The sequence below is a fragment of the Aromatoleum toluclasticum ATCC 700605 genome, assembly GCF_000378245.1.
Taxonomy (GTDB): Bacteria; Pseudomonadota; Gammaproteobacteria; order Burkholderiales; family Rhodocyclaceae; genus Aromatoleum; species Aromatoleum toluclasticum.
In genome coordinates this window covers 175,102-187,387 of the sequence record NZ_KB899499.1, presented here as the reverse complement: position 1 = coordinate 187,387, position 12,286 = coordinate 175,102, and the positions used below count along the sequence as shown (strand labels likewise).

Genomic DNA, 12,286 nt, shown 5'->3' with positions numbered 1-12,286 from the left:
ATGCACCGCCCGGAGTTCCCACTCCCCGCGGTGCTTGCGCACCGCTGCGGCGGAACGCTCGCGCCGGAAAACACGCTGGCCGGGCTTGCCGCGGCGGCTGCGAACGGCTGCCGCGGCGTCGAATTCGACGTGATGCTCAACGGCAGCGGTTCGCCCGTGCTGATCCACGACGAAACGCTCGAGCGCACCACCAACGGCTACGGACCGGTCGCGCACACCACCGACGACCTCCTGTTCGCGCTCGATGCGGGTTCCTGGTTCGATCCCGGCTTCGCGGGCGAACCCGTTCCCTGCCTCGATCTCGCAGCGGCCCGCTGCCAGGCGCTGGGGCTGGCAGCGAACCTCGAGATCAAGCCGTCGCATGGAACCGATACCGAGACGGCGGAGCGCGTCGTGCGGCGTGCGCGCACGTTGTGGGCGGCTGCGCCTGATGCGGTCCTGCTGTCATCGTTTTCCGAGCGCGCGCTTGAAATCGCGGCGTCGCTCGCGCCGGGGCTGCGCCGGGGGCTGCTGGTCGGGGTCGTGCCGCCCGACTGGCTCGCGCGCTGCCGCCGGCTCCGTGCGGCGGCGCTCCATGCCGATCACCGCCACCTCGATGCACACTGCGTCGCGGCGGCGCGCGAAGCCGGCCTGTGGGTCGTGACCTACACGGTCAACGATCCCGGGCGGGCCGATACGCTGTTCGAGTGGGGTGTCGACTGCGTGATCACCGACCGCCCCGACATCATCCGGACGCCGCGCAGGTGAGCGCGCGCAAGCGGCTCGCCTGCGATTCTTGACGGCACGCTGCCCGCCCCCCTACCATCTCTTTTTTGTTCTGCTAGGCGCTTCATCTTGTCAACCAAGCAGCTTTACGCGCCGATCGCCGCCGACATGCAGGCGGTCGATGCAGTCATCCGCCAGCATCTCCATTCCGACGTCGTCCTGATCCGCCAGGTAGCGGAGTACATCATCCACAGCGGCGGCAAGCGCATGCGCCCGGCGCTGGTGCTGTTCGCAGCAGGTGCGTTGGGGTACCAGGGGACGAACCATCATCAGCTCGCTGCGGTCGTGGAGTTCATCCACACGGCGACCCTGCTGCACGACGACGTCGTGGACGAATCGGATCTGCGGCGCGGCAACAAGACAGCGAACGCGATGTTCGGCAACGCAGCTTCGGTGCTGGTCGGTGACTTCCTGTACACGCGCGCTTTCCAGATGATGGTCGGCGTCGACAACATGCGCGTGATGCAGGTGCTGGCCGATGCAACCAACATCATCGCCGAAGGCGAGGTGCTGCAGTTGCTCAACTGTCACAACGCCGACGTCGAGATCGAAGACTACCTGCGCGTCATCCGTTACAAGACCGCCAAACTGTTCGAGGCTGCGACGCGCCTGGGGGCGATTCTCGGCGGTGCGGACGAAAAGACGGAAGTGGCGATCGCGGCCTTCGGCATGCATCTCGGAACGGCCTTCCAGCTCATCGACGACGTGCTGGACTACTCGTCGGACGAGGCCGCGACCGGCAAGCACTTGGGCGACGACCTGGCCGAAGGCAAGCCGACGCTGCCGCTCATCCATACGATGCAGCACGGTACGCCGGAGCAGACCGCCCTCGTGCGCAGTGCGATTGAAACGGGCGGGCGCGACGACTTCGAGGCGATCCTCGTTGCGATCCATGAATCCGGGGCGTTGGAGGAGACGCGCCGTTACGCGCGCGCCGAGGCAAAGCTGGCGACCGATGCGCTTTCTGCATTGCCCCCTTCCATTTTCAAGGAAGCGCTGCTACAATTATCGGACTTTGCAGTTGGACGAGATCACTGAAGACTGCAAAGCGTCGGGGAATAGCTCAGCCTGGTAGAGCACTGCGTTCGGGACGCAGGGGCCGGAGGTTCGAATCCTCTTTCCCCGACCAGGAATTCACAAAAAGACCGCCGAAAGGCGGTCTTTTTGTTTCCGGACCTGGAAGATGCGTTCGGGTCCGCCGCGCGTTACCATCGCTGTCACCACGGTGACGTACCTTCGGAATCTCCGGTCGCGTAGTGACCGGGGCACGGATATGACGCTCGATCAACTTTCCCTGTTGCGGTATTGCGCTCTCGCGTCGACATCAGGCGAGGAGGGGCGTCCGTATGTCGTCGAAGTGGACGGCGTGCGCGCGTTGCACTTCGAGGCCCTGACGGTGCAGAGTCAGATGCGGCTCGACGATCCCGACACTCTCGAGATCGACTACACGCGCGCGATGATGGGATTCCTGCTCTTCAATCCCGATCCGCGCGACATCGTGATGATCGGACTCGGCGGCGGGTCGTTGGCGAAATACTGTCTGCGCACCCTGCCGGATGTCCGGTTCACTGCCGTCGAGATCGATCCGGACGTGATTGCGCTACGCGACGCCTTCGGCATCCCGTCGGACGGAGAGCGGTTTCGGGTGGTGTGCGCCGATGGTGCGGATTACGTGCGCAGGCGGGAGCATGCCCCTGACGTCCTGCTGATCGACGGCTTCGATCGCTGTGGTCAGCCCGATGGCCTGTGTTCGACCGGATTCTACGATGATTGTCACACGATGCTCGCCGACGGGGGCGTCATGGCCGTGAACCTCTGGTCCGGGGACCGGCGTTACGGCCTGTACGCATCGCGCATTCGCGACAGTTTCGAGGACCGCTTCGTCGCGATCGGCGCCGAGCACGACAGCAATCGCATCGCTTTCGCATGCAAGGGGCGCGGCTTTCCGCCGCGGCGCCAGCAGCTGTCGGAACGTGCTCGAATGCTCGCCACGCACCACCCGATTGGGATAATGTCGACGGCACAACGTATCCAGCAGCGCCTCGAGCGTCGCGCGCACTACCGTCCCGACCTGTGGGGCGATGACTCGCGCCGCACGCGGGGCGACTGAGCGCAAGGCGCACCCGGACAAAGGCGCGGACGGCCACGTCGGACGAGGCGCCATCGGAAGGAGGTCGAGATCATGAGCCACAAGCACATCGCGCTGTTGCGCGCCATCTTCCAGGACCCGATCAGTGCCAACATCCATTGGCGTGAGGTCGAGTCGCTTCTCAATCATCTCGGTGCGACCATCGAACCGGCGCACGGGGCCCGTTTTCGCATCGTGCTGAACAAGGTCGAGGGGTTCCTGCACTATCCGCACCACGGCAGCGCCTGCACGAAGCAGGACATCAAGCAGCTGCGCGAATATCTCGCCCAGGCGGGGATCAGCCCGTCTGCGTACGAGCAGGCGCACGGCGGCTAGTCCCTGGCGGTTGCGAAGGTGCCCGCAGCGGGTAGTGCGGTTGCGGTCTGTCACACGTCTGTCGTGACGTCTGGGTTATGCTTTTAGGGTCGAGCCCCGCGAACGGGGCCGACTGCTTCCATAAATCCAAAGCCCCATGCCGCGAACGACGATTTCGCGCCGGAAAGGGGATTCAGGGGAAACTGATAGAGATGACTGAACAAACGCACGATTTTTCCGAGTTTCTCGGGTATCGCTTCGAGGATCTGAAGGTCGGCATGACTGCAGCCTCCGGCCGCACCGTGACGGATGCCGACATCCTGATGTTCTCGGGCGTGTCGGGCGACACGAACCCGGCGCACATGGATGACGAATTTGCTAAGTCGTCGATGTTCGGCGGCCGCATCGCCCACGGCATGCTGTCGGCGAGCTACATCTCCGCGCTGTTCGCGAACAAGCTGCCCGGGCCGGGCTGCATCTACCTGTCGCAGACGCTCAAGTTCAAGGCGCCGGTGAAGTCGGGCGACACGGTCGTGGCACGCGTCACACTGAAGGAGCTGAATACCCCGAAGCGGCGCGCGATCTTCGACACGGTATGCGCGGTGGGCGGCAAGGTGGTGCTCGAAGGCGAGGCGGAGATGATGGTTCCCGCGCGCGCTTGACGTGTTCGGGCCCTTTCTTGGGCCATTGCAGGCGACAAGAAAACGGGAGGTCCGCTGTGTGCGGCCTCCCGTTTTCCGTTCAGGCGTCGTGCCGGCTCAGGCGTCGCTGCGCTTGTCGCGTTCGATCAGCGCGTAGGCCGAGTGGTTGTGGATGGATTCGAAATTCTCGGATTCCACCACGTAGCGGTCGATGCGCTTTTCTGCGTTAAGGAGGCCGGCGACGTCGCGCACCATATCCTCGACGAACTTCGGATTCTCGTAGGCGCGCTCGGTCACGAACTTCTCGTCCGTGCGCTTGAGCAGGCCGTAGAGCTCGCACGAGGCCTGGCTCTCGACGAGTTGGACCAGCTCCTCGATCCACAGGAAATCGTTGGTCTGTGCGGTGACGGTGACGTGCGAACGCTGGTTGTGCGCGCCGTATTCGGAAATCTTCTTCGAGCACGGACACAGGCTCGTGACGGGCACCACGACCTTCATTTCGAACACGTACTCGCCGCCTTCGCGCATTTCCGCGACGAAGGTCACTTCGTAGTCCATCAGGCTCTGGACGCCGGAAATCGGGGCCGTTTTGTTGATGAAGTACGGGAAGCTCATCTGGATGACGCCGGTCTCGGCCTCGAGGCGCTTGACCATCTCGCGCAGCATCGGCTCGATCGATTCGACCGAGATCTCCCGTTCGTTGCCGTTGAGGATCTCGATGAAGCGCGACATGTGGGTCCCCTTGAAATTGTGGGGAAGCCCAACATACATGCTGAAGGTCGCGATGGTGTGCTGCACGCCGCCGCTCTTGTCGCTGACCCGGATAGGGTGCCGAATCGACTTGATGCCAACCTTGTTGATGGCCAGCTGACGATTGTCGTTGGCGTTCTGGACGTCAGGGATGGCGTGGCTCTCGTGGGATTTCATGTCGCGTTCTCTGTTTGGTTGCAGCCGGTCAATCGTATCATTTCCCGACAAATCTGCTCAGCTATTGCGCACATAGACGCGCTCAATGGCGCTCAGGATCCCCGCGGGGTGCAATCCGACCTGTTCGAACAGCTGGCTTTGGTCTCCATGATCGACGAAATGGTCCGGCAAGCCAAGTCGCAGCAAGCGGGGCCGGTGGGGCAGGTTTTCGAGCACGCGCGCGACTTCGGAGCCCGCGCCGCCGATCACCGCGTTTTCCTCCAGCGTCACGATCAGTTCGTGGCTGGTGCTCAGTTCTTCGATCAGTGCCGCGTCGATGGGTTTCACGAAGCGCATGTTGGCGACGGTCGCGTCGATCTCCTCGCCGACCAGCAGCGCATTGGTCAGGAGGCTGCCGAAGACGAGCAGGGCGACCTTCCTACCCTGGCGGCGGATCTCTCCCTTGCCCAGGGGCAGTTCGGCCATCATCGCCTCGGGGCGCACGTTCATGCCGCTGCCGCGCGGATAGCGCACTGCAGTGGGGCCGTTGTGCCGGTAGGCGGTGTAGAGCATCTGCCGGCACTCGTTCTCGTCGGCGGGCGTCATCACGACCATGTTCGGGATGCAGGCGAGGTAGGACAGGTCGAAGGCGCCGTGGTGCGTGGCGCCGTCCGCGCCGACCACGCCTGCGCGGTCGATCGCGAACACGACGGGCAGGTTCTGCAGCGCGACGTCGTGGATCAGTTGGTCGTAGGCGCGTTGCAGGAAGGTCGAGTAGATCGCGACCACCGGCTTGAAGCCCTCGCAGGCGAGACCGGCCGCAAACGTGACGGCGTGCTGCTCGGCGATGCCGACGTCGTGGTAGCGCTCGGGGAATTCCTTCGCGAAGCGCACCATCCCCGAGCCTTCGCGCATTGCCGGCGTGATGCCGACGACCTTGTCGTCACGCGCGGCGATGTCGCACAGCCAGTCGCCGAAGATCTGGGTATAGGTGAGCTTGCCGCCGCCCTTTCCGCTCTGGATGCCTGCGCGGTGGTCGAAGCTCGACACGCCGTGGTAGAGGATGGGGTCGGCTTCGGCGAGCTTGTAGCCCTGGCCCTTGCGCGTGATCACGTGCAGGAACTGCAGGCCGTTGAGCTTCTTCAGGTTCTGCAGCGTGGGGATCAGCGCGTCGAGGTCGTGGCCGTCGATCGGGCCGTAGTAATGGAAGCCGAATTCCTCGAACAGCGTGCCCGGCGTGATGAGGCCCTTGACGTGTTCCTCGACCTTGCGGGCGAAGTCGAGCATCGGCGGCGCGACGCCGAGAACCTTCTCGCCGGCGCGCCGCGCGGCGTTGTAGGTGCTGCCCGAGAGCATGCGCGCGAGGATCTTGGTCAGCGCGCCGACCGGCTGCGAGATGGACATCTCGTTGTCGTTGAGGATCACCAGCAGGTTCACGTCGCTGGTGTCGCCTGCGTTGTTGAGCGCTTCGAAGGCCATGCCGGCGGACATCGCGCCGTCGCCGATGACCGCGATCGAGCGCTGTTCGCTGTCGCCACGGTCGCGCGCGGCGACCGCCATGCCCAGCGCGGCCGAGATCGAGGTGGAGGAGTGAGCGGTGCCGAAGGTGTCGTACTCGCTCTCGCAGCGCCGCGGAAATCCGGAGATGCCGCCGAAACGGCGCAGCCCGCTCATCGCCTCGCGGCGCCCGGTCAGGATCTTGTGGCCGTAGGTCTGGTGGCCGACGTCCCAGACGATGCGGTCTTCGGGTGTGTCGAAGATGTAGTGCAGCGCGATCGTGAGCTCGACGGTGCCGAGGTTCGACGACAGGTGTCCGCCGGTCTTCGATACCGAATCGATCAGGAAGGCGCGCAGCTCGGTCGCGAGCGCGTGCAGGTCGCGCCGGTCGAAGCGGCGCAGGTCGGACGGTGAGTCGATGCGGTGCAGCAGGGGGTACTGAGGCATGTGGATGTCCGGCAGGGCGGAATTCAGAATCGGCGGTGGACGATGAAGCTCGCCAGTTCGTCCAGCCTGGTGGCGGCGGCACCGAAGGATGTGATGGCGTCGCGGGCGTCGGCAAGCAGGACGTCGGCCAGCGTGCGCGCTTCGGACAGGCCCAGCAAGGTGACGTAGGTCGGCTTGTTCCGGTCTGCGTCCTTGCCCGCGGTCTTGCCCAGCGTCGCGGTGTCGGCCTGGGCGTCGAGGATGTCGTCGACGACCTGGAACAGCAGACCGACGAGCTTGCCGTAGCGGTCGAGCCGCGCCAGTGCGTCGGGGGCGAGCGGGGCGCCGGACTGCGCGCCGAGCAGCACCGAGGCCCGGATCAGGGCGCCGGTCTTGTGGATGTGCATGAACTCGAGCTCTTCGCGCGTGAGCTGCTTGCCCACGGCGCCGAGGTCGATGGCCTGGCCGCCGGCCATGCCGCGCGACCCGGAGGCGCGTCCGAGCAGTGCGACCATCTCGAGCTGCACGGCGGGGACGTCGTTTACGCGGCCTTCGGCGATGGTCTGGAAGGCGAGCGCCTGCAGCGCATCGCCTACCAGCAGCGCGGTCGCCTCGTCATATTCGACATGTACGGTCGGTTTGCCGCGGCGCAGGACGTCGTCGTCCATGCAGGGCAGGTCGTCATGGACGAGGGAATAGGCATGGATGAGCTCGACGGCACAGGCGATGCGGTCGAGGCGCTCGGGGTCGGCGCCGGCGATCTCGCCGGCGGCATGGACGAGGAGCGGACGCACGCGCTTGCCGCCGCCCAGGACGGCGTAGCGCATCGCCTCGTGCAGGCGTTGCGGTGCGATGGACGCTTCGGGGAGGATCGCGCCAAGCGCGGCTTCGGTGCGGTGCTGGACGCTTTCCATCCAGGCGGCGAAATGATTCCCGCTCACTCCGGGCTCCTCCTGTCGTCGGGGTTGTCGAGCGGCGTGAGCACGCCGTTCTCGAGCTGAAGTACGCGCTGCTCGGCCGCCTGCAGGGTTTCCTGGCAGTATTTCAGCAGGCCGGCGCCGCGCTGGTAGTGCTCCAGCGCCTGTTCCAGCGTGATGTTGCCGGTTTCCATTTCCTGCACGATCGATTCGAGTTCGGCGATGGCCGATTCGAAGGATTTCGGCGAGTTTGCCGTCTTTGCCATGACTCGAAGCGGGGCCCGTAAAAGGAAGAAAAGTTACCGATCGCGCTACTGGCGGTCAAATTACTTCTCGCATAAAATGCTCCGCTGGTTTTTCCGAATTTCTTGACTTTTCATGGGAGGTTCGGGGGTGTCCGACCTTGCTTCCAAGGCCAAATTGTCCCCGGCGGTGTCTCAGTTGCCGGTGTCGGCGTATTTCGACGAAAGCATCTTCGAGCTCGAAAAACGTCTGTTGTTCCAGGCCGGACCGGGCTATGTCGGTCATGAGTTGATGGTGCCGGAGGTCGGCAGCTACCGGTCGCTCGAGTGGCTCGATCATTCCAAGCTTCTGTTTCGCAGCGGTGACGGCGTTCATCGGCTTTCGAACATCTGCCGCCACCGTCAGGCGATCATGCTCGAAGGTTCTGGCAAGACCGAGCGCATCGTGTGCCCGATACACCGCTGGACCTACGATCAGAAGGGCGAGCTGCTCGGCGCGCCGCATTTTCCCGAGAATCCCTGCCTCAACCTGAAGCGCGATGCGCTCGAGAACTGGAACGGCCTGCTGTTTGCCGGCCCGCGTTCGGCTGCGGCCGATCTCGCCGGCATGAATGTGACCGGGCAGTTCGATTTCTCCGGCTACAAGCTCGACCGCGTCGAGATCCACGAGTGCAAGTACAACTGGAAGACCTTCATCGAGGTCTATCTCGAGGATTACCACGTCGTGCCCTTCCATCCGGGACTGGGCAACTTCGTGACCTGCGACGACCTGACGTGGCAGTTCGGCGACTGGTACTCGGTGCAGCGCGTGGGGATCACCTCGCTGGCGAAGCCGGGGTCCGCGACCTACCGGAAGTGGCACAAGGCGGTGCTGGACTACTACGGGGACAAGCGACCGGAGCAGGGAGCGATCTGGCTCACCTACTATCCGAACGTGATGGTGGAGTGGTATCCGCACGTGCTGGTCGTCAGCACGCTGATTCCGACGGACGTGAACCGCACGACCAACGTCGTCGAGTTCTATTATCCGGAGGACATCGTCGAGTTCGAGCGCGAGTTCGTCGAGGCGGAGCAGGCCGCCTACATGGAGACGGCGATCGAGGACGACGTGATCGGCGAGCGCATGGATCGCGGCCGCCGGGCGCTGCTGCAGGAGGGGCGCAACGAGGTCGGCCCCTACCAGTCGCCGTACGAGGACGGGATGCAGCATTTCCACGAGTTCTATCGCCGCATCATGGGGGATCATCCCCGCTAGGTGGCGCATCGAGGGTACCTCGACGCACCTTCGACGAGCATCGGACTAGGGTCGCCCGCGGGCGGCCCTTTTTTTCGCGTTCAGGGACGAGGCGTGGCGGCGTCCGTCGCGGGCTGACCGTCGCGGGGCTCGGCGTGCCGGTCGCCCCGTTTGCGCAGGCGCGCGAGCGAATCGTCGACGAGCGTGTAGACGACCGGGATGACGAGCAGGCTCAGCAGGGTCGAGGTGACCAGTCCGCCGATGACGGCGATGGCCATGGGTGCGCGGAAGGAGGGGTCGACGCCGATGCCGAGCGCGATCGGCAGCATGCCGGCGCCCATCGCGATGGTGGTCATGACGATCGGCCGGGCGCGCTTGCGGCACGCGTCGATCACCGCCTCGAGGCGGGGCATTCCATGGTCGCGACGCGCGACGATGGCGTATTCGACCAGCAGGATGGAGTTCTTGCTCGTCACGCCCATCAGCATGATGAGGCCGATCAGCGAGGGCAGCGAGAAGCTCTTGCCGGTGAGCAGCAGCGCGACGAAGGCGCCGCCGATCGCGAGCGGCAGCGCGGCGAGGATGGTCACCGGCTGTGTGAATTCGCGGAACAGCAGCACCAGCACGACGTAGATGCACAGTACCCCGGTGAGCATTGCGATGCCGAAGCTGTTGAACAGCGTGCGCATCTCGTCGGCGTCGCCGACGGGTTGCCAGGTGACGCCGGCGGGCAGCGATTGCAGCGCGGGCAGTGCGCCGACTGCGGCCTGGACTTCGCCCATGGGACGGGAGGTGAGTTCGATGTCGAAATTGACGTTGCGGCGCCGGTCGAAGCGGGCGATCTCGGACGGGCCGCTTTCGAGGCCGATGTCGGCGACGTTGCCCAGCATCACGTAGCCACGGCTCGCGGGTACGGGCAGGCGCGCGATGAGGTCGAGGTCGCCGCGCGCGGCTTCGGGCAGGCGCACGACGATGGGCACCTGGCGCTCGGACAGGTTGAGCTTGGCGAGCCCGAAGTCGTAGTCGCCGGCGGTCGCGATGCGCAGCGAATCGGAGATCGCCGCGGCGGTGACGCCGAGTTCGGCGGCGCGGGCGAAATCCGGGCGCACGACGACCTCGGGGCGCACGAGGCTGGCGCTGGAGGTGATGTTGCCGATGCCGTGGATCGTGCGCAGCTCGCGTTCGACCTGGCGGGCGATGCGGGCGAGCATGTCGCCGTCGTCGCCGGTGATCGTGAACACGTATTTTTCGCCTGCCCCGCCGAGACCCACCCGCACCCGCACGCCGGGCAGGGCGCGCAGCGCCTCGCGCAGCTGCGCCTCGATCTGCTGCTTGGTGAGGGTCCGTTGGGTGCGGGGGGTGAGATTGATCGTCAGCGACGCCTTGCGCACTTCGGGGGCTCCGCCGGCGGCGAAGGCGTCGGTGCCGGCGGTGCCACCGCCTACGGCCGTATAGACGCGCTTCACGTGCTCGTTGCGTCCGAGGATTTCGCGCGTCTGTTCGGCAACGCGGAGGGTGTCGCGGAAGCGGCTGCCCGGCGGCAACTCCACCGAGACCAGGGTCTGGGCGAGGTCGTCGGCCGGCATGAAGGCGGTGGGCAGGAGCGGGATGAGTGCCAGGGAGCCGGCAAAGAAGCCGAGCGCGGCGAGCATCGTCAGCCAGCGCCGTCGCAGGCAGGCCCGCACCCAGCCCAGGTAGCGCGTGGTCAGCCGGCCTTCGTGGGGCTGGTGCGGCATCGGGCGCAGCAGGTAGGCGGACATCATCGGCGTGAGCATGCGCGCGACGAGCAGCGAGGCCATCACGGCGAGTGCCGCGGTCCATCCGAACTGCTTGAAGAACTTGCCCGATACGCCGCTCATGAAGGCCGTCGGCAGGAACACGGCGACGAGCGTGAAGGTGGTGGCGATGACCGCGAGTCCGATCTCGTCGGCGGCTTCCATCGCGGCCTGCCAGGGCGTCTTGCCCATGCGCAGGTGGCGCACGATGTTCTCGATCTCGACGATCGCGTCGTCGACGAGGATGCCGATCACGAGCGAGAGCGACAGCAGCGTCACGACGTTGATCGAGAAGCCGAGGTATTCGATGCCGATCAGCGCGGGCAGCACCGAGAGCGGCAGGGCCGTGGCGGCGACGAAGGTGGCGCGCCAGTCGCGCAGGAAGAACCAGACGACGATGATCGCGAGGACTGCGCCTTCGGCGAGCAGCCACAGCGAGCCGTGGTAGCCCTCGCGCACGGGGTCGACGAAATTGTAGGCCTCGCGGAAGACGAAGTCGGAATGCGTCGCCGATAGTTCCGCGATGCGTCGTGCGATGCCTTCGGCGACCTCGACCTCGCCGGCGCCGCGCGCGCGCACGATCTCGAAGCCGATCACGGGCTTTCCGTCCAGCAGCGCAGCCGAGCGGCGCTCGGCGACCGTGTCCTCGAGCCGCCCGAGGCTGCCGAGGCGCACGTGGCGGCCGTCGCTGAGCACGATGTCCATGTCTGCGAGCTCTGCCGCGCTGAGCGCCGTGGCGAGCGTGCGGACGGCCTGTTCGCCGCTGCCCAGTTCGGTGCGCCCGCCCGACGACTCGAGCTGGATCCGCCGCAACTGGCGCGAGATGTCGGCGACGGTGACGTTGAGTGCAAGCAGGCGCGCGGGGTCGAGTTCCAGGCGCACCTCGCGCGTGGCGCCGCCCACACGCGTGATCTGTCCGACGCCGGGCACGGACAGCAGGGCCTTGGCGACCGTGTTGTCGACGAACCACGAGAGCGCTTCCTCGTCCTGTGTGGCGGAGGCGACCGTATAGGTGACAATCGGCAGGCCCGAGAGGTTGAGGCGCTGGATGACCGGGTCGCGCAGATCGGTCGGCAGGTCGGAGCGCACGCGCGAGAAGGCGTCGCGGATGTCGTCGACCGCCTCCTGCGTCGGCTTCTCGAGTCGGAACTCGGTCGTGATCGTCGCGACGCCGTCCTGGATGCGGGTGTAGATGTGCTTGACGTCCTGCAGCGTCGCGATCGAGTTCTCGACCTTGCGCGCGACTTCGGTCTCCAGCTGTGCCGGCGCGGCGCCGGGCAGGCTGGCGCTCAGCACGACGGTCGGCAGGTCGATGTCCGGGAAGTTCTGCACCTTCATGCGTGCGAATGACAGCATGCCGAGCAGGCTCAGCAGGATGAACAGCAGCACGCCGGGAACCGGGTTGCGGATCGACCACGCCGAAACGTTCATTGTGGGCGT

Annotated in this window: 10 protein-coding genes, 1 tRNA gene and 1 pseudogene; 7 read left to right on the top strand and 5 right to left on the bottom strand. The window is 65.7% G+C overall.

Going from position 1 to position 12,286, the window contains the following annotated elements:
* The 6 genes and pseudogenes from ugpQ (at window position 1) to F464_RS0116265 (ending at window position 3,870) form a co-directional block, all read left to right on the top strand.
* Window positions 1–747, top strand: a complete 747-nt coding sequence (ugpQ, locus tag F464_RS0116290) for a glycerophosphodiester phosphodiesterase (protein ID WP_018990906.1) — start codon at window positions 1–3, stop codon at window positions 745–747.
* Window positions 748–834: 87 nt separating this feature from the next.
* Window positions 835–1,803: an octaprenyl diphosphate synthase gene (ispB, locus tag F464_RS0116285; protein WP_018990905.1), complete on the top strand. Its 969-nt coding sequence runs from the start codon at window positions 835–837 to the stop codon at window positions 1,801–1,803.
* Window positions 1,804–1,817: 14 nt separating this feature from the next.
* Window positions 1,818–1,894, top strand: a tRNA-Pro gene (locus F464_RS0116280).
* A 54-nt stretch (window positions 1,895–1,948) separates the two neighbouring features.
* A pseudogene (locus F464_RS0116275) lies at window positions 1,949–2,560 on the top strand (spermine/spermidine synthase domain-containing protein); the annotation flags it as partial.
* A 387-nt stretch (window positions 2,561–2,947) separates the two neighbouring features.
* Window positions 2,948–3,229: a hypothetical protein gene (locus F464_RS0116270; RefSeq protein ID WP_018990903.1), complete on the top strand. Its 282-nt coding sequence runs from the start codon at window positions 2,948–2,950 to the stop codon at window positions 3,227–3,229.
* A gap of 191 nt (window positions 3,230–3,420) precedes the next feature.
* On the top strand, window positions 3,421–3,870 hold the full coding sequence (locus F464_RS0116265) for a MaoC family dehydratase (RefSeq protein WP_018990902.1): 450 nt from the start codon (window positions 3,421–3,423) through the stop codon (window positions 3,868–3,870).
* Between the two features lie 96 nt (window positions 3,871–3,966).
* Here F464_RS0116265 and folE2 read toward each other — a convergent pair whose 3' ends face one another.
* Genes folE2 through xseB form a run of 4 tightly spaced genes read right to left on the bottom strand, consistent with a single transcriptional unit; the run spans window position 3,967 to window position 7,861 of the window.
* Window positions 3,967–4,776, bottom strand: coding sequence for a GTP cyclohydrolase FolE2 (gene folE2 / locus F464_RS0116260; protein WP_018990901.1), 810 nt, complete (start codon window positions 4,774–4,776; stop codon window positions 3,967–3,969).
* A gap of 57 nt (window positions 4,777–4,833) precedes the next feature.
* A complete protein-coding gene (gene dxs, locus F464_RS0116255) occupies window positions 4,834–6,699 on the bottom strand; it encodes a 1-deoxy-D-xylulose-5-phosphate synthase (protein WP_018990900.1) in 1,866 nt (621 codons plus the stop codon).
* Window positions 6,700–6,722: 23 nt separating this feature from the next.
* Window positions 6,723–7,592, bottom strand: coding sequence for a polyprenyl synthetase family protein (locus F464_RS0116250; protein ID WP_051092311.1), 870 nt, complete (start codon window positions 7,590–7,592; stop codon window positions 6,723–6,725).
* A 23-nt stretch (window positions 7,593–7,615) separates the two neighbouring features.
* Complete coding sequence (xseB, locus tag F464_RS0116245; RefSeq protein ID WP_018990898.1) at window positions 7,616–7,861, bottom strand: exodeoxyribonuclease VII small subunit; 246 nt, start codon at window positions 7,859–7,861, stop codon at window positions 7,616–7,618.
* Window positions 7,862–7,988: 127 nt separating this feature from the next.
* Between xseB and F464_RS0116240 the strand changes: the two genes are divergently transcribed.
* On the top strand, window positions 7,989–9,092 hold the full coding sequence (locus tag F464_RS0116240; RefSeq protein WP_026296068.1) for an aromatic ring-hydroxylating oxygenase subunit alpha: 1,104 nt from the start codon (window positions 7,989–7,991) through the stop codon (window positions 9,090–9,092).
* Between the two features lie 80 nt (window positions 9,093–9,172).
* Here F464_RS0116240 and F464_RS0116235 read toward each other — a convergent pair whose 3' ends face one another.
* Entirely contained in the window at window positions 9,173–12,277 is a 3,105-nt protein-coding gene (locus tag F464_RS0116235; RefSeq protein ID WP_018990896.1) for an efflux RND transporter permease subunit, read from the bottom strand.
* Window positions 12,278–12,286 lie beyond the last annotated feature (9 nt).